The 18971-nt window shown below is 56.7% G+C and carries 13 protein-coding genes; 4 read left to right on the forward strand and 9 right to left on the reverse strand.

What is annotated here, in order from left to right:
• The first annotated feature begins 27 nt into the window (after positions 1-27).
• The gene (locus Poly51_RS19740) at positions 28-1308 is read left to right on the forward strand and encodes a Gfo/Idh/MocA family protein (RefSeq protein WP_146459795.1); all 1281 of its coding nucleotides are present in this window, start codon (positions 28-30) and stop codon (positions 1306-1308) included.
• Positions 1309-1449: 141 nt separating this feature from the next.
• Here the strand turns inward: Poly51_RS19740 and Poly51_RS19745 are convergent, their stop codons facing one another.
• From Poly51_RS19745 to Poly51_RS19760, 4 genes are all read right to left on the reverse strand, one after another.
• Positions 1450-3288 (reverse strand): serine/threonine-protein kinase, encoded by a 1839-nt coding sequence (locus Poly51_RS19745; RefSeq protein ID WP_390621794.1) that lies wholly within the window; start codon positions 3286-3288, stop codon positions 1450-1452.
• A complete protein-coding gene (locus tag Poly51_RS19750) occupies positions 3239-3886 on the reverse strand; it encodes an ECF-type sigma factor (RefSeq protein ID WP_146459505.1) in 648 nt (215 codons plus the stop codon). Before Poly51_RS19750 ends, Poly51_RS19745 begins: the two co-directional genes overlap by 50 nt.
• Before the next feature lie 128 nt (positions 3887-4014).
• The gene (locus tag Poly51_RS19755) at positions 4015-6318 is read right to left on the reverse strand and encodes a sulfatase-like hydrolase/transferase (protein ID WP_146459506.1); all 2304 of its coding nucleotides are present in this window, start codon (positions 6316-6318) and stop codon (positions 4015-4017) included.
• 101 nt (positions 6319-6419) lie between these two features.
• Positions 6420-7100 (reverse strand): carboxymuconolactone decarboxylase family protein, encoded by a 681-nt coding sequence (locus Poly51_RS19760; RefSeq protein WP_146459507.1) that lies wholly within the window; start codon positions 7098-7100, stop codon positions 6420-6422.
• Positions 7101-7276: 176 nt separating this feature from the next.
• Between Poly51_RS19760 and Poly51_RS19765 the strand changes: the two genes are divergently transcribed.
• From Poly51_RS19765 to ald, 3 genes are all read left to right on the forward strand, one after another.
• Positions 7277-8566, forward strand: coding sequence for a DUF1552 domain-containing protein (locus Poly51_RS19765; RefSeq protein WP_146459508.1), 1290 nt, complete (start codon positions 7277-7279; stop codon positions 8564-8566).
• Positions 8563-11115 carry a DUF1592 domain-containing protein gene (locus Poly51_RS19770; RefSeq protein WP_146459509.1) on the forward strand — a complete coding sequence of 851 codons (2553 nt, stop codon included), beginning with the start codon at positions 8563-8565 and terminating at the stop codon, positions 11113-11115. Before Poly51_RS19765 ends, Poly51_RS19770 begins: the two co-directional genes overlap by 4 nt.
• Positions 11116-11516: 401 nt before the next feature.
• Positions 11517-12617 (forward strand): alanine dehydrogenase, encoded by a 1101-nt coding sequence (gene ald / locus Poly51_RS19775; RefSeq protein WP_146459510.1) that lies wholly within the window; start codon positions 11517-11519, stop codon positions 12615-12617.
• A gap of 34 nt (positions 12618-12651) precedes the next feature.
• On the opposite strand, the gene Poly51_RS19780 is transcribed toward ald, so the two are convergent.
• The 5 genes from Poly51_RS19780 to Poly51_RS19800 all read right to left on the reverse strand — a co-directional run bounded on the left by Poly51_RS19780 (position 12652) and on the right by Poly51_RS19800 (position 18955).
• Positions 12652-13326 (reverse strand): class I SAM-dependent methyltransferase, encoded by a 675-nt coding sequence (locus Poly51_RS19780; protein ID WP_222435897.1) that lies wholly within the window; start codon positions 13324-13326, stop codon positions 12652-12654.
• Between the two features lie 23 nt (positions 13327-13349).
• Entirely contained in the window at positions 13350-14519 is a 1170-nt protein-coding gene (locus Poly51_RS19785) for a glycosyltransferase family 2 protein (protein ID WP_146459512.1), read from the reverse strand.
• Positions 14520-14545: 26 nt separating this feature from the next.
• Positions 14546-15949 carry an ArnT family glycosyltransferase gene (locus Poly51_RS19790; protein WP_146459513.1) on the reverse strand — a complete coding sequence of 468 codons (1404 nt, stop codon included), beginning with the start codon at positions 15947-15949 and terminating at the stop codon, positions 14546-14548.
• A gap of 63 nt (positions 15950-16012) precedes the next feature.
• Positions 16013-16498: a hypothetical protein gene (locus tag Poly51_RS19795; protein WP_146459514.1), complete on the reverse strand. Its 486-nt coding sequence runs from the start codon at positions 16496-16498 to the stop codon at positions 16013-16015.
• 180 nt (positions 16499-16678) lie between these two features.
• On the reverse strand, positions 16679-18955 hold the full coding sequence (locus Poly51_RS19800; RefSeq protein WP_146459515.1) for a ribonuclease R family protein: 2277 nt from the start codon (positions 18953-18955) through the stop codon (positions 16679-16681).
• Positions 18956-18971: the final 16 nt, after the last annotated feature.

The raw sequence follows: 18971 nt of genomic DNA on the forward strand, positions 1-18971 counted from the left end.
AGGACGACCATTATGTCGCAACATTCGATCTCACAGCGTCGCCAATTCTTGACGACCGCGGCCGCGATAACGGCGGCGCCGTACTTGGTGTCTGCCAAGGCATTCGCCCAAAGCGACGCCCCTGCTCCGTCCGACAAGATCACGCTGGGAGTTATCGGCATCGGGCCTCGTTGCACGTATGACTTGACTGCGATGCTGAAGCTTGGCGATGTGCAATGTGTGGCCATTGCCGACGTCCAGCAATCTCGACGCGATGCGGGCAAGAAACTGGTCGACGATCATTACGGCAATCAAGATTGCAAACTGTACCGCGATTTTCGTGAGCTTCTCGCACGCGACGACATCGACGCCGTGATCGTCGCCACCGGTGACCGATGGCATGCCGCCGCATCGATGTTGGCGGCCGAAGCGGGCAAGGATGTGTACAGCGAAAAGCCCTGCGGCATCACGATCGGCGATTGCCAAAAACTGGCCGACACGTTCGCGCGGACCGGGCGAGTCTTTCAAGCCGGCACGCAGCGGCGGAGCGTTCCCAATTTCCGCCGGGCCGTCGAGATGGCTCACGATGGAACGTTGGGATCGTTGCAAAAATTGGAAGCGACGGTGTACGTCCCGACGCTCGATAACAATTGGTTGCCCGCGCAACCGACGCCCGATCCAGCGATCTGTGATTGGAACCTGTGGCTGGGACCGGCGCGATGGAGACCCTACAACGAAAAATACGTGCAAGGCCGCTGGCGTGGTTATTACGACTTCGATTCCGGCGCGCGACTGCTCGATTGGGGCGCCCACACATTGGACCTATGCCAATGGGCCAACCAAGCCGACGACACGATGCCGGTCACTTACCAAGCAAGTGAGAACAACATCACGTGTACCTATGCCAACGGTGTTCCCTTGATCCTGGATTTCCTTCCCGATCCGTTCGGTGACCGCGGCCCCCGCTGGATCACGCGTCTGGGAACGTGTCCCGTTCGATTCACGGGCAGCAACGGTTCGGTCGAAACAGGCGACAGTGGTGAGATCGTGGTCAGCTCTGAGGACTTGGCCAGGAACATGACACAGGACAAGCAAGTCCGCGGATTGGATGTCACCGCGCATGCCAGAAACTTCTTCGACTGTGTCAAGGACCGATCCCAAACGGTCTGTAATCCGACGGTCATGCGCCGTTCGCACATCGCCTGTCATGCGGCAGCCCTTGCCTGGATGCTCGGTCGCAAGCTGACCCTCGATCCCGCTACCGAAACGTTTGTTAACGACGACGAAGCCAACCGACTGCGTCACCGCCCCAGTCGCGAATGGTCGTGATCGAAGGTGGCGTCGAATGACGGCGACCGAACCACCGTGTCGCGACAGAACGCCACTCTGTCAGCCAATGTGCGTCTGTATTCGGCACCCTTAATGGCAAACGAGCGATGTAGATCGCCGAGTCTGCGACCTGCAGGCGGCTCAATGAATCTGTGCATTTTCGATTTCATCCAGTGCCACATAGGCGGCGGCAATGCTTTCGCCAGACAACTTCCTTCGCCATCTTTCACTGGACGGGTTGCCGGACCTCAGCGCACGCCAATACAGCCATACCGAGACCGCAAACCCGACGACTCCGATCACAAGCGAAGGGACCAGCGAATTTCGATACAGCACGACTGCGTCGAACCCAATGGCAACGCAAACGGGAATCCACATCAGCCACCACACGAATCCGATGATGACGCCCGCACGCAGGTAACCCGATCGCGTGCTGGTCAATTTGCGGCGGATGTCGTCAACCGGTTTCGAGTAGTCAATACGCCTTAGTCGGGTAAGGACGAGCGCCGCTTGTGAAATCACGATCAGCCCATAGACATGCACGATCAGTCCATTAAGAAGGCGATGGGGAACATGCGTGTTTCGGGCCCAGCACTGCGCGCCCAGAACAATCAGTGCCACGCCAAATAGGATTTGCAAAACTTGTCCGCGAACCAGCGGCCGTAATGATTGTTCGACTCGATCCATCAACTGGCGACGCGTCAGCAATAGACGTCCGGCCAGATCCTGCTGTTCAAACGTTGCGTCAGCGGCTTGCCGATTCGCTGAGCGGGAAGCGATGCCGGAACTCGGATCGTAAACATCCGTGGGGGCAAGGGCCGGATCGTCGCTCGAATTTTGGTTCCGATTCTGGTTCCGATTCTGGGTCGACATGATCGACTGCACGTCCGATTTGATCTGACTGGCGTTCTGGTAGCGACGTTGTGGCTCTTTCTCGAGCGTACGCAGCACTACGTCATCCAGGCGGACGTCAATTTCGACTTTCGTTGACGGCGCGGCAAACCGGCCGATCGGAAGCTCACCCGTTAGCATTTCGTAAATGACGACGCCCAGCGAATAGATGTCGGCTCGGTGGTCGACGTTGTGTGTCCCTTCAAATTGTTCGGGTGCCATGTACCTTGGCGTGCCCATGACTTGATGGGTGCCGGTTAGCGATTGCTGCTGGCTTTCGTTTCCCAGTATTCGTGATAATCCGAAATCGGCGATCTTCACCGAACTATCGACGGACAACAGAATGTTTTCGGGTTTGATGTCGCGATGTACAACGCCTTTGTCATGCGCGTACTGTAGTGCGTCGCAAAGATAAGGGACGATCGCGAGTGCGTGCGGGGGTGTCAGTTCGCCGGCTTTCACGACGGCGCGCAGCGTCGAACCTTCGACGTACTCCATCAGGAAATAGTAGGTGTCGGCGACGTGACCGAATTCGTACAGGGCGACAATATTGGGATGGTTCAGTTTCGCCAACGTGCGTGCTTCCCGTGTGAACCGCAGCGCAAATTTGACGTCATGACCAAATTCTTCGGGCAGGATCTTGATCGCGACGACGCGGTCCAACCCTTGCTGACGTGCCTTATAGACGGCCCCCATTCCCCCGGCTCCGATCAATTCAATGATCTGCAGCGATGGAAACAACTCAGCCAGCCGCGCGACGCTCATGGGCGCAAACGCGGCGGTCGGTTTGCCGCCCACGTTGATCGCATCGTGAATGACTTTCGCGTCCGCAGGGAACCGGTCCAGGTATTCCTGGTCGCTCGGTGCCTCGCCACGACGTCGTCGATAGTCGACCTCCAACGCAATCAGTTCTGCCAATAGCGCGTCGCGCTGGCTCGATACGTCGGCAGCTTCTGTGTCGACAAGCGAATTTATCAGCGATTCGATTGATGGCGGATCCCCAGATTGCCATTTCTGTTCGAAATCGGCGCACAGATCATCAATCCGTTCCAGGGCTGCGATCGGTAGTTTTTTCCCACGCATGTTCATGATGTTCGAACACTTCTTGGTGACATTTTTCTCGAATCAGGTGCAGACGTCGCTCGATGGTCCGCTCAGAGCAGCCAAAACGCTCGGCAAGTTCCGCGTTGGAGTATCCCTCTAACTTGGCACCCGCTAAATCGCTGAGCTGCCCGACACCTAAATGAGAAAAAAACTCGGCAACCGATTCCTGCATCATCAAAACCATTTCAGGCGATGGCTCGTCCCCGATCGCTTCGATCAGGTTGCCATCATCGCCGGATTGGCCCAAGGAGTGAACCTGAACGTTGCCACCACGTCGTTGACGCTTGTCGCGTCGGCGCTTGTCGACGACCTTTCTTGCCGACATCCGCAGCAACAGTCGCCAAAGATCGTCCCGATCGGACAAGTCCGGAAACCGCCCTTTTTCGGCGGCGACGTAGAAGCTGTCGAAGACACTCAGAACGATGTCTTCTTCGTCCGAGACAGCTCGATTTTGCCCGTATAACCGGGCTCGAACCGCACGCACAAGACGGTCAAAGTAGTGCTGCCAAATCTGATTCGCTGCGGCCGAATCACCCGCCTTCACCAAATCAATCCAGTGGCTGACATTCGTGTTTTTCGACATTCAACAAGATCCCTTCATCCATATTACCACTTTCAACTGGCGGCCAGTGGTTGGGGTGTCCTCTGAGTTCTGAGAGGCCCCTCCGAAGTGAGAAAAAGTTGCACGGGCCCCTGGACCAGGGGGCCGTGCTACTCTGCTACCAACGTCACGGTATTTTCTGAGTACTGAATTCGAAAAATTGCTCCATCGGCGGCGACAACGGTTCCGTGTGAGTTAGCAAACTGGCCTTCGATGCGACCCGCCGTCACAATCGCGTACGTATCGCCGGACGATGGCGAACCCCCATTCGCAATCGAAATCGCTAACACGCCGTCAAGTTCGGCAACACCGTCGACGACAAGGCCAGGACGATTGTTGTCCCCCAACGAGACCTTCAACGTGCCGTCAGCCGACTGATGAAGATCACCTGTGACCTTCAGGCTAGGTTGCCCTGTTCCCGAAACCGAGACCACGCCACTGTTATAAACGGTCGCGTCGATCGTGCCGGATCCGTTTAGGTTGGCATCCGAGCCGACGTCAATCCAGCGTAGCGAAGACACCGTTCCATCATCGATAAATAGATCGCATTGGGCAGCGAGACGAATTTCGTTTCGCCCGGTCAGGTTCACCCCAGGACTCAAGACAACGGATTGCTTGGCGTTCGTCGCCGAGTTGCCTCGAATCTCGAGTCCTAGGAATTCAACGTCGGCATCGACACGAACCATGTTGGAAAGATCGCCCGTGTTTACGATTTGCGAAATCCATGAAAGCTGGGGCGTTCCACGGTCGGTCGCGTACGTGATCCCCGCGTTGGCATAAACGTAGTCCGACCAATTGCTGGCGTCCGACGCATTGTCGCCGTCGTCGCCGGTCCAGCGGTGGTAAGTGTTTGCGAACCCCTTCGGTTCATAGACTCGTTCGCCCATCAACAGGGTGGACAGCTCTTTGACGAGTTCGGGATGTTTGGCGGCGATATTGTTCGACTCGCCACGATCAACTTCCAGGTCAAAGAGACTCAAAACAGGCCCGACGCCGCTACCGTTTCCCTTCGCAGACTTTTTTGTTTTGGACGAACCTTCACTAACCAGCTTGAACTTACCGCGGATGATGGACTGGCCACCGCTGGCTTCGTGGATGATGAATTCGCGGTGCCGCTGTTGTCCAGCACCACGAAGCGTAGGGGCGATAGACACACCATCCACCCCCAGCGGCACGGGCTGACCGGCCAGTTCACAGAATGTGGGCAACAAGTCGGAAACATCCACAACCATGTCCGTGTTGGAACCTACCTTAAGGCTCGAACTTTCGTTGATCTTCGCCGGCCAACGCATCACCAGTGGGACACGAATACCGCCCTCCCAGACACTGCCCTTGAATCCCTTCAAGCCGCCGTTGACACCGAGTTCCCGGACGTTGTTGCCGGCAGGACCCCCGTTATCCGATTGAAAAATAACCAGCGTGTTGTCGGCGACAGAGTCTGATTTGTCACCATCGTTGTTGGGATCTTCCAGGGCGGCCAAAATGTTACCGAAGTGCGAATCGATCCGAGTGACCATTGCGGCCCACTGCTTAGACTGATCCGACAACGACGCGAAATCCGTGTCATCGGCATACGCATTGTCCCAGTCCGGAAGCTTCGCAATTTCACCAAACGGACCATGCGGAATCTGCACGGCGAGCAAGCCAAAGAACGGCTGTCCGGATTCGTTGTAGTTCTGGCCGCCCTGATGAACAAAATCTAGCGCCGCGAACGCATAAACGTCATCACAGTAAGCGGTCTCGGGATAGGTGGGATGATTCTGAAGGGCGGGAGTGCTTGGATACGCCTTGCTGCTTTGATACTTCGCCATCGAGTTGGGCGCCAGAAACAAACCGCCCGTCGAGCCCACGGGCGCCGGCGCAGTCCACAGCGTCGGTTGGAAAAACGTGTGCGCGCGGACGTGATGCAACTCCGCGACAACGTGTTGATATCCGTGCGAGGTTGGCAATGTTTGCAAATTATCAAGTGTCGGATTCTGCAGGTCCTTCGATCCTCCGTACCCCCACTTGCCCCAATAACCCGTAACGTAGTCGGCAGCGGCCAACGCATCGCCCATCGTGATGTCAGCCGCGCGGATGGCCTTCTTGGCGTTGTCCGGGTCGTTGCGATCAGCAAAGGTGTGGCCTTGGTGAAAGCCCGTTTGCTGCGAAGAACGCGCCGGCGAACAAACGTGACAGCCGTAGCCACGAGTGAAGTTGAGACCTTGCGCGGCAAGCCGATCCAAATTGGGCGTCCGCACATAGGGCAGCCCTCTAGCCTTCCGTTCCGCCTGTCCGTTCGGACCGATCGAACCCCAGCCCATGTCGTCAACATAAAAGTAAAGAATGTTGGGACGGTCAGGATCTGTGGCAGCGGCCTTCCGGATTCCGGCGACAGAAAGTGCAAGTGCCAGCAAAACAAGATAGAACTTCATTTCGGACTCCGCGAGGACAACTTTGAGCGATGGTGCAATTCAACTTCAAAAGAATAACCACTTGCGAGGTGAAACGTGGTTCGCATTGGCGACGCGTGCGGCTAAACGCTGTGCTTACCGATGGTCCAGCCGGATGGGGCGAGATGCTTTTGAGCGAATTCGGCGGACTCTGATTCCAACTCGGTCGCGAATGAATCGTTCCACCGATTGAGAAATCCGAACAGCGCGACGACGGCGCCGAGTTCCACGATTTGCTTCTCGCTATAGTGCTCGCGCAGATCTCGGAAATGCTGGGGCGTCACCGCGTTGGGTGCCGAACCGGCAGCCAACGCGAACCGCAGTGCCGCCTTTTCGGATTCGTCGAACAGCTCACTCTGTTGGAATTCCCAAACCGCTTCTAGCTTCTCGATCGGGACGCCTTGGTCGCGTGCTTCGCCGATCGTGTGAGCTTGACAGTACCGACATCCGGCGGCACCACTGGTGACATGCGCAACCAGATTTTTCAAAGCAAGAGGCAAACGATCCGGCGACTTCAAATTGCGAATCGTCCAAACAACGTTGCGAACGACCAGTCGCAGCCCCAGCCACCACGGCGTTGGGGCATCCTTTGCTTGCCCCAGGATGTTGCCGACCAACAACGTGAAGCTGCACAGGATCGCCGGTTGCCTGGCCATGGTTCGAGTCGAATTCGGCACGAACCCGAGATGCCCGCGCATCAGATCAAATAGCAACTTGCATTCTTTGGCTTCTTCGTCCGAGAGTGGCTTGAGTCCGGATTCCATGGTGCGTTTCCTGAGTGCGGATGCGTGTGAGTGAGTGGAACCAACATACCGTTCTATTGGATCACCACTAGCCACGCCCAAGTCTCGTCTTCCCGTGCCTCAAGTGGGTGGCAAACGGCCTTTGGTCGTATTCCGCGTTGCGTTGACCCGGTGTTCGCTTCAGCTAAACTCACTCTATGCAAAATCCCACCTCCCGACGCCGGTTTGTGCTTCGTTCGTTCACCGGCTCGATCGCAGGATCCCTCGCCCTGCCCTGGCTCACTTCACTGAAAGCCGACGATCCAGGCAGCGTTGTCCAAACCCACCGAGGCGCGGGAACGGGAGCTCGTCGTTTTGTTGCCGTCGGCAACTTGCTTGGGTTCCAACAGAATCACTTCTTCCCCGAAGACGCCGATGGGACGATTGACGAGACCACACTGCTAAAACCGCTCGCGTCCAACCGCGACAAGATCACGGTCTATCGTGGACTGGACCACGGGCTGCGTGGCGGACATTTCGCCGTTCACACTTTTCTATCCGGCGTGCTGCACCACGAGTCGAAAAATCGGGCTCAGGGAAACGTCACGATTGATCAATTCATCGCGGATCAGGTGGGTGGCGAAACGCGATTTCCATCTTTGACGGTAGGCTCGGAAGGCGGCATTCACGGCGGGTGTCAACTGTCGTGGACAAAATCTGGCGTTCGCGTGCCGCCGATCACAGGCCCGGCCGAGTTGTTCGAGCGATTGTTTGTGACTGAATCGGAAGATCGTCGTGCCCAGCACATCCGCGCCAACGCACTGCACGCTTCGATCTTGGATCGCGTCAAGGAGGAAGCCGGCGACCTAGCCAAGCGGATCAATCGGGAAGACAAGGACAAACTCGACCAGTACTTCACGTCGATTCGCGATGTAGAGAAGCGGCTGGCCAACCGCCAACGCTGGGCTGACAAACCCAAACCCAAACCGCCTTTCGAACGTCCCGCTGATAAGAACACCGTGGACGATTTGCCGATGCTTTATGAGTTGATTGCCTTAGCACTGCAAACCGATTCCACTCGCATCGCGACGCTTGAGATCGGTGGCAGCTTTCTGCCCCAGAATCTAGGCATCGACAAATCCTATCACGGCCTTTCCCACCACGGCAATGACAAGGAAGCGATCGCCAATTTGCTGACACTGGAAACCTATCAACTGGAACAGTTCAACAAATTCCTCACGCGACTTTCGGAGATTCAAGTCGGCGAGCAAACATTGCTGGACTCGACGGCCGTTCTGTTCGGCAGCGGAATGGGCAACGCCAATGCTCACACCAACACCGACCTTCCCGTCGTGTTGGCGGGCGGCGGGTATGGTCGTGGCCAGTATAAAACCGTCCCGACGTCCGGCGTTGCGAAGATACCGCTATGCAATTTGTTTCTCGACATCGCACAATGGATGGGAGTCCCATCTGACTCGTTCGGCACCAGCACCAGTACGTTTTCATGAACGGGAACGTCTCTCGCGTTGCGCGGCCGGTGGATATCTGTTCGCGTGTCTTCTTTTTCATTGCGTTCACGCTTGCTAGCGGTCACGCCTCGGCTCTGCAGACCGAAGCATCAACCACTGACGCAGCCCAGAACGACGATGTGAAGACCGTCACTGAGTTTCTCGGCACCTACTGCCTTCAATGCCATGACAGCGGATCGGCCGAAGGGGATCGCGAATTTGAAACGTTGCATCTGCCGCTGACCACGGAAACGCAACTGATCACGGCTGACGAGATCATCGACCAAATGACGCTGAAGCAAATGCCACCGCTCGACGTCGAACAACCGACCGACGCGGAACGGTTGGCGATCATCGAGACACTTCGAGGCTGCATTGCCGACGCCGGTGAGCATCGAAAGAAATCTGGTGGCCGCACGGTACTGCGACGTTTGTCGCATCGCGAGTACGAAAACACGTTGGCGGTCCTCTTCGATCGCCGCGTCGACACGTTGGGATTGACCGCGGATTTTCCAAAAGAAAACACGCTCCATCACATGGACAATATCGGCGAGTCGCTGATCACGTCGGGCTTCTTACTGGACCAGTACTTTCAAGCGGCTGATCGATTGGTCGAATCCCGTTTGGGTCAACCGGAAACCGAACCGAAGTCATGGCACTTTACCGACAATTTCAAACAGTACGAAGAACTGGAAGGCGCTCACAGGAGCGCATTGAAGAACAAGTTCCTTTGCCTCTACGAACAACCCAACACCGACACCCGCCAAGGTGGATACGGGCACATCGAAGATTTCTTGGAAGGCGTACCCGTATCGGGGCTTTACGACATCGAAATTTTCGCCCAAGCGATGCACCGTGACACGCATTATGACCCCCAAATTTTTCGAATCGATTTTTCAGAGCCATTTCAAATTGCGGTTGTTCCCGGCGACGTCACGAAGGGACACATTCATTATCCTCAAGCAATCGAACCGATTCTTGCCCAGGCCGTCGTGCCCGACGAAGAACCCGAGTGGTTGAAGTTTCGCGTTTGGCTGGAAGTGGGCCAGACACCGAGATTCATTTTTCCGAACGGTCCCTACGAGTCGCGCGCGTCGGTCATTGAAGTCAACAAACGCTACAACGACGAGTTCAAAAACAAGAAGGCTGCCAAGGGTGTTGGGCGGGCACATATCCTGTTGGAAGGCGAGCTCCCCCACATCCGCATCGGCGAAATCAAAGTCGACGGTCCGATCCAGGAGCAAGGCGGAACCCGCGAGGAAAAAGCCGTCTTCGGATCACATGGGTTTCAACCCGACACCGCCCTCGAGCAACTGTACTCCTTTGGCCAACGCGCCTTTCGTCGACCGCTCGATGAACGCGACCGCCAGCGAATCGAAGCGATCTATCGGCACCGACTTTCCGAAGACGCGACACCGCGACAGGCGGCCCTCGATTCCATCAAGTTGATTCTCTGCTCGCCTTCGTTCTTGTACCTGCAAGAGATCACGCCCGAGACGGAAGAACGATTGCGGCCGCACGACCTTGCGTCGCGACTTTCTTACGGAATCTGGGCCGCACCGCCCGACGACGCACTGTTCTCGGTCGCAAGTTCGGGCGAACTGACGAAGCCCGCCGAGCAAAAGAATCAAATCGAACGGATGTTGAATGATCCACGATCGGAACAGTTGGTTCACGGTTTTGTTGACAGTTGGCTGAACCTCCGTGACATCGGAAACCTGCCGCCGCCGCGACAAACAGCGGGCCAGTACTATGCCGAAGATCTGCCCGAATCGATGAAGCAAGAAGCGTATCTCTTTTTCAAACACATGCTGGACCAGGATGGCCCGGTGACCGACTTCCTGGATTCCGACTACACGTTCGTCGACAAGAAACTAGCGACGCTATACGACCTTCCCGAACGCAAGACACTGCGTTTGGCGGACGATTTCCAACGCGTGTCACTGGCCGGCAACGACCAACGTGGCGGTGTTCTTGGCATGGCAGGTGTGTTGACCGTCAGTGCAAACGGCGTCGATACGTCTCCGGTTACAAGGGGCGTTTGGGTCCTGGAGAGTCTGCTGGGCATCACGCCACCGCCGCCGCCCGATGAGGTACCATCGATCGACGCAAATGTCAGCGGATCGAAAACGATTCGCGAGAAACTAGCGAAACACAGCCAAGACGCGACCTGTTCGGTTTGCCATCGCAAGATTGATCCGCTTGGTTATTCGCTGGAACGTTTCGACCCGATCGGCCGCTGGCGAAGCAAGTACGCCGCACCCAACAAGAAAGCTCCCGCGCCAAAGATTGATTCATCCGGCACGTTGCCGTCGGGTGAAACGTACAAGGACTTCGCCGACTTCAAAACACTGTTACTGAACACACGACGCGAATTGTTCCTTCGCAACTTGGTCGACAAACTTTTGATCTACACCAGCGGACGACAAACCGAATGGTCCGACCGCAAAGAGATTGACGCCATCGTCAAACGCGCCCAAACCGATGGGTCCGGCCTAAGATCGATCGTGACGGAAGTGTTCACAAGCGAACGTTTCGTTTCTCGCTGATCCAGCGATGGACCTACCCAATAAATTCGGATTGATCTCTGCGGTCTTCCAATCTCTGCGGTGGAGAACTTTGCACCGCGAGAGATCGGAAGACCGCAGAGGTTTTCACTTTTGATTCTCGCCAGTGCCTGCCAATACCGGCGAAGGTCCAGCCACATTCCGTTTCCAAAAACGGGATGCCCTCCCTGCTCATTCCTCCTCTTTTGTCTTTCCAGCGATGAACCGACCCAAGGACTCCGAATTGTTCTCCGCGGTCATCCAGTCTCTGCGGTGGAGAACTTTGCACCGTAAGAGATTCGAAGACCACAGAGGCGTTCTGTGTTGATTCGTCGTTGACGGACGTATGATGACCATTCCCTTTCTTGCACACTCCCCTACAACGTTACGAGTTGGATTCGATCATGATCATTGGTGTCCCGCGTGAAGTGAAGACGGATGAGTACCGCGTTGCGATGTTGCCCGTCGGTGTGGAATCGCTGGTGCAAAGAGGACATAGCGTCGTCGTTGAAACCGGCGCGGGATTGGGCAGCGGTATCGCCGACCACGACTACCTTCGAGCCGGCGCCGAGATGGCCGCGTCGGGGGCCGACGTTTTCTCCCAAGCCGAATTGATTGTCAAAGTCAAAGAACCCCAGTCTGATGAGTACCCCCACATTCGTCCGGGACAGATTCTGTTCACCTACTTTCACTTCGCCGCCAGTCGTTCGCTGACCGATGCGATGATCGAGAGCGGTTCGACTTGCATCGCGTACGAAACATTGCGAGACGAAAAGGGTCGCTTGCCGCTACTGACGCCGATGAGCGAAGTGGCCGGTCGGATGAGCATCCAAGAGGGCGCCAAGTATCTTGAAAAGCCTCAGATGGGGCGAGGCATTCTACTGGGCGGAGTTCCAGGCGTTGCACCGGCGCACATCACGATCCTGGGCGGCGGAATCGTTGGCGCCAACGCGGCCCGGATTGCGGCGGGTTTCCAGGTCGATGTTGCGATTCTTGATGTCGACCTTGATCGGCTGCGATATCTCGATGACGTGATGCCTGCCAACGTCAACACTCTGTACAGTGACCGACACAACATTCTTGAACAGATCGAACGGGCCGACTTGGTGATCGGTTCAGTCTTGATTCCCGGCGCGAAGGCGCCGCAGTTGGTGCGTGCCGAAGATTTGAAACGAATGAAAGCGGGCAGCGTCATCATCGATGTCGCCGTCGACCAAGGTGGCTGTATCGAAACCAGCCGACCGACCACACATAGCCAGCCGACCTATGTCATCGACGAGGTTGTCCATTACTGTGTCGCCAACATGCCCGGCGCCGTGGGCCGAACCAGCACCTTCGCGCTGTGCAACGCAACGACGCCCTGGGTGATACGGTTGGCGGACTTGGGATTGGATGGAATCCTGTCGGCCAAAAGTCCACTGCGAGCCGCGATCAACATCCACGCCGGCAAAGTGGTCCACCCGGGTGTCGCGTCCGCGTTCGATCGAACGTGCGAATCGCTGTGACGATCGATGCCATTTCGATTTTAACGATTCAACATCAACGTGGCTTCCCGACGTACGCGAGCTTCCCCCAACTCATGTCACATTGAACGGTATCGAAGTACCTAGAAAAAGACTGCATCAGCACGTCTGGCATCCCTAGCCACTGGAAATACGTTTCCGATTCGTGCTCGGTCATCGTCGCCAGCGCGTCTCCCTTGGCGTACAACTTGCGAACGATCGGTTGATCGGTAATCGCGTGAGCGATTCGCAAGAATGGGGTCATCCATGGTTCGATCACGTACAGCCGCCCGCCCGGTTTCAAGATCCGGCGAGTCTCCGATAGCGATTCATTCAAGTCATCGGGCAAGTTCGGCAAGTGATGCAGCCCACCCTGGACGATCGCGATGTCATAGGTCGCGTCGGACATCGGCAACGAACGGCAATCCGCCAAATGAAGCTGGGCCGGGCCGCGGTAACTTTCAAGCAGCGTGTCCGACAGATCGACGCCCTCGACGTTGGTGAATCCGAGTCGCTGCAGAGCAACCAAGCCGCCACCGCGACCGCAAAACAGTTCGATCACGGACGACTGCTTGTCGAGTTGATCGACGCCGAACTTTCGCAATCGCTTGATGAACTTCGCAATCTCTTCTTCGGGTGTTTCAAACCGTTCGTAGGCGGCTTCCCAAACCGGATCGCAACAAAGCTGTCCAGCTTCGACGTGCCGAATCATCGCCGGCGTTTTCCCACCGTTGCTCATCGCGATCCCCCGGCGGCATCTTCGCTGGATTGCGTCGTCGAAAAGTTCCGCCGATGCATCTTCAACACGCCCGCCATCAGCGCCGCCATCGCGGTTTGAAATCCGATCGCCACCAACGTGACACCCGGAACGACCAATCGCATGGTTTGCGGGTAATCCAATCGACCGAAATCAGCTCGGTACCACTGGACGATCACCGCTCCAATCAAAACCGCGCCGACGGCTGCGGCGATCAATCCGAAAATGAGCCCCCGTTCGACGGTTAGTTTTTCCAAACGATCATGCGGCGGCATCATACCTTCCCGCGCGGCAAAGATGCGGGCCAGCGTCGCAAGCAGCACGCATTGCCAACCGAGAAGTCCGGCAAGGCTGGCCACCAACAACGTGTGAACATCCAGAGCCGCACCACCGATGCGAACTTGCGGAATCGCCAGCGCGTAACCGATTGCCGCGACACCGATCAGAACCAAGCCCGGTCGAAAGAACGTCCACTTGGGACTGAACACCAGAAACAATCGCAGCGTCCGCCAACCATCGCGAAACGTTCGCAAGTGCGGCCCGTGGTTCTTGCGTCCGTCGGGATGCAGCGTGATCGGGACCTGGGACATCGTCGCGTCGTGCAGACCGCTCTTGATGATCATTTCCGTTGCGAACTCCATCCCCGGCGAACGCAGATCCAATCGGTCGTACAGATCGCGAGTAAACCCGCGCATCCCGCAGTAAACGTCGTTGATTGGGATTCGAAACATTTGCCGGACCAACCACGAAAGCGCCGGGTTGCCGAACCAGCGGTGCAGAAACGGCATCGCGCCCGGCATCACTCGGCCGCCGCCGCGAGGCAGACGGCACCCTTGAACCAGATCGTATCCCTCACGCAGTCGTTCGACGAAAGCGGGAATCGCCAAGAAGTCGTAGCTGTCGTCGGCATCCCCCATGATGACGTACTTGCCATGCGATGCTTCGATGCCATGCATCAGCGCGGCACCGTAACCTCGCTCGGCGACGTCGATCGTTCGAGCCCCCAACGACTGGGCGATCGACTTGGACGCATCGGTGCTGCCGTTATCAGCGATCAACACTTCGCCGTTGATGCCCGCGTCGCTCATCGCACGCAGCGCCTTTTCGATGCAGATGCCAAGCGTGTCGGCTTCGTTGAGACATGGCATCACAACCGAGAGTTCTAGGTTATCGTTCACGTGGATGAGTTCGAAGAAGGCTTGGCGGGCATGGTTCGTTTAGACCACAGGATAGCGATCGCGGCGCCGACCGTGCACACCGCAAGCGGTTCGACCACCATTCGATATCGGTAAGCTGGGATTTCAAAAACGCCTGTCACAACGGCAAAGTAGCCAAAGATCAACACGATCCAAACCCCATGCATCCGCGTCGGTCGATGGAAAATCACGATGCAGGTTGCCGCCGCAAGGAAGAACAGAATCGTTGTATTGACCCATAACAGGTTGCCGGCCCGATGCCGAATCATCGCATCAACAACGTCGCCGATCATCGGCACATCGTACTGCCACGTTCGCTGGCCATAGAATTGACCATCGATCCCTGGGGTGGGTATTTCGGTCGATCGCGTGCGCCAAAAGTTGACAATCCGCTGGACAGCTTTGACCGCAAACCGTTTCGGATCTTGCTCAATCGCGTCGACGGCAACCTGCTTCATCAGCCGATCGGTCTGCGGGTCATTCAGTCCGGAAGCCACCAGTCCGCCAGCAACGGTCCACGTCAGGTCCCGATCGTCAACGACACCGACGCGGTCCAATCGCCCGGTCAGCAAAACCGCTGCGTCCGTTTCGGGAATCGGAAAGGCGCTTCCCGATCCGTCTTGGAACGTAACGATCCACAGATTGCGACCAACGAACTCCGTCAAGAATGGTTTGCCGAACAGCAACTGATTTCGGACCAACCAAGGACTGATGATCGTAAACGCCATGATGGCGGCGATCATCCCGTGCAGCAGTCGGCGAGACCAAGGAAATGGGCGTGACGCCAACCGGTTCAGCCTTCGACGGCGAAGATGCATCAACCCAACGAATGCGACGTGGACGGTCCACAACAGCAACACGATCGGGCGAGTCAGAAGCGTGATTCCAAACGTCACGCCGGCCCATAAAGCGGCCCACTTGGATTGCCGCTCGACATAGTTCTGGACCGCCGACAAGTTCACCATCAAAACAAAGATAAACAGGGTCTCGGACAACATCGTGGCGTTGTACACCAGCGAAGCAATCATCGGCAACGATGCCAGCAGCGCGATCGGGGTCGCCCTTGGAAGCTGGGTAATCCGTGCCGCCAAGCGAGCCGCGATCCAAACCGACGCAAGAGAGAGCAATCCTTGAATCGCGGCAATCCACATCAATGCGTCGGCCCCCGACAACGATCGGACGCTGGCCAAGAACCAAGGGTACATGGGCGTACGAAAGGCAATCGGTTGATCCAACATCAACCATTCGCCGCCCATGACACTGGTCGACAACAACCAGTATCCGGCCGCATCCATTTCGATTGTAACCGGACCGCGCGCTAGCACCGCCGCCGTTTTCACGGCAATCAGGGCGAGCAGAAGAACGGTTGCCAATCTACGCAAAGCGGGCCTCGTTACGAAAGAACGTCATCCCTGACATGCTAATCGATCAAGGCCTCGAGCGGATCACTGCTGTAGCATCGGCGTCAAATAACTATCGCGCCGTGACGAAGGACGATCCAGCCGGCGAACCGAATCGTCGTGCGTCGGGTTTTCCACATGCAGGATGAACTCTTCGACAAACAGTCGTTGAGCGTACAACACGCGATCAAACTGACCGATCAGATCGTGGTGCGGCGTGTACTTTCCAAAGATTTTCGCTTCCGTTTCGGATTGCAACGCGGCAACTTTTTTCCATTGGTAATTCAACCGATTGAAATGACGTGGGTTTCTGGCCGCCAACAACAGTCTTGCGGTCTCGTCGTCCCAACGATCCACCAATCGCTCGTCAAAACGATCGATGCCGCGAATGTGCAACACCGTCGCCTCAAACGCCTTGACCTCGGCGTGATACTGGGCCGCCAACCGACATAGCGGCGTCGTGTCGCCGGCGCGGGCGAGAACGGGTGCCGCAAAACAGATTGCCAAGATCGCGATCAGGTAGCGTGTCATCTTCAAAGCTCATTTGGTGCTTGAACTGTTTTGCAGTTCCGTTCCCGCGAACGGAGTCGCGGGTCCACATTGGGTTGCCCGTTTACTTGGATGGTGCATGGTTTGTGCCAATCGCCATTTTCCGTGCCAGACGGGATTTCCGAGGCGTGCAGCCAACCGATTGACTACACCTTTGTCGTCTTATCGATTCTTATGCTTCTTCTTTTTCTCTCGCCGTTCTTTTTGGCGTTTTGCCTTGTACTTCGGCTTGGAAGAACCCGACTTCGATGTACTCGACTTCGATGCCGATTGCGATTCGCCGCGGGCGGTCTGGTTCTTGATGACTTCCAAATACAACTGCCGATCTTGCAAATCGACTTTGGCGACTCGGACCGTCAACAGGTCTCCCAGCCGATATCGGTTGCCTTCTTTGGCCCCCTGCAGGATGTTGCCGCGGCGTTCGAACCGATACTTGTCGTCGGGCAATGTCGTGATCGGCACAAATCCATCGACAGGCAACTTGATGCATCGGGCGTGGATGCCGTCGGCGAACACGCGGCTGATGACCGCTTCCATCGTTTCGCCGATGTGCTTTTTCAAGAAGTGCAGCAGCTTCAACTCGATCAAGTCACGTTCGGCCTGGGCCGCATTGCGTTCCATGTCGCTGCAGTGAAAACCTAACTTCACCAGCGATGGGAATGGATCATCGGGTGTCTTCACACCATCGAGCAACTTTTGCACCAAGCGATGGACTGTCAAATCCGGATAGCGGCGAATGGGGCTGGTGAAGTGACAATAGTGTTCCATGTCCAGCGCGTAGTGGCCGTCGGTTTGCGGACCGTACACCGCTTTGTTCATGCTCTTTAGCACGGCAAAGTTGACCGCGTCTTCCAACGGCGTGCCCGCGACCATGTCCAACACCGCTTGAATCTCGAAACGACTCTCGACGTTCTCGACCTTCAGACCAAGGTCTTTGCAAAACATTGCGAGTTGCCGCAGCTTGCGTCGTTCCGGCGACGGGTGAATGCGGTGCAAGTACCCCAGCCCCAAGTCGTCCAGCCACGTCGCGACGGCTTGGTTGCCGGCCAACATGAACTCTTCGATGATCTGGTGGCTTTCGGTGTTCTCGGTACGGAACGCACCTTTGACTTTTCCCGATCGATCAAATTCCAACTTGATCTCGGGCATGTCCATCGACAGCGCGCCGCCTTTGAAGCGAGCTTTCCGCATCTGCATGGCCAACTTGTGCATCCGCAACAACAAATCGCAAACCGGTTCGCCCCACTTATCGCGGAACGTGTCGGGCGACGCCAAGAACTGATCGACTTGTTCGTAATTCAACCGCATGTCGCTGTGGATGGCGGCGTTGTGAACTTCGGTATGCGTGATCGTCAAATCGTCCAGCATCTCGATCTCGACCGTTTTGACCAAGCGGATTTTGTCCGGTTGCAAACTGGCCAAGTGGTTGCTGATGATCTCCGGAATCATCGGGATGACGCGATCGGGCAAGTAGACGCTGGTCGCGCGTTGCTTGGCTTCCTCGTCAAGCGCGCCGCCGATCGGAACAAAGTGGCTGACGTCGGCGATGTGTACCCACAATCGCCAACGACCTTCTTCGCGTTCCAGCGAAATCGCATCGTCAAAGTCGCGAGCGTCGAACGGGTCGATTGTGATCGTCAACAACTTCGTCAAGTCTTTGCGGCCCTCGGGCACGACACCGTCTTTGAAGGCATCGGCCTGTTTCCGGGCGTCGTCCAGAACCGCGTCGGGGAACTCGTCGGGCAGCGCGTATTGCCGCATGATCGTTAGTGTGTCGATCGCCGGATTGCTGCTGCTACCCAAGCGTTCCAAGATCACCGCTTCGCCGCCCGAACCATCGTCCAGCGGGTACTCGACGATTTCGACAAACACCTTGTCGTCGTTTTCCAGCGGCAAGCCACGCACATCGCCGACCGATACCGGTTGTTCGTAGGGCGTGCCGTCCAGGAACACGACCGGCTTTCCACCGATCACTTGAAACGTGCCGGTGAATTGTCGGCGAGCACGCTCCAGTACTGCGGTGACAACTGCTTCGTTGCCGCCTTTGCGGCTGGGACGGACCTTGGCTTCGACCAGGTCGCCCTCGAGCGCGCCGCCGGTCGATCCCGGTGGCACGAACAGATCCTCCATCAGATCGGCGCTCGCATCGCCCGAGTGGTTGGGACGTAAGAATCCGAAGCCGCCACCCATCGCACGGCGGAATGTTCCGCGAACGGAGTCTTGCGGACCACCGATGCTGCCGGTGCTCAGCACCAAGTGGTTCGATCCGTACACCAACCGACCTTCTAGCACTAACTGCTTGACCACGCGTCGGAGTTCGCGGTACCCATCCCCATCGAGGCTAAGCATCGACGCGATTTGTTTGGGTTTGCTCGGTCGGTAATCCACCGAGACGACCAATCGCATCAAGCGATCAGCCAATTCATTTGAAATATCCATCGCTCAAGGATAGCTG

Source organism: Rubripirellula tenax (assembly GCF_007860125.1).
Taxonomy (GTDB): domain Bacteria; phylum Planctomycetota; class Planctomycetia; order Pirellulales; family Pirellulaceae; genus Rubripirellula; species Rubripirellula tenax.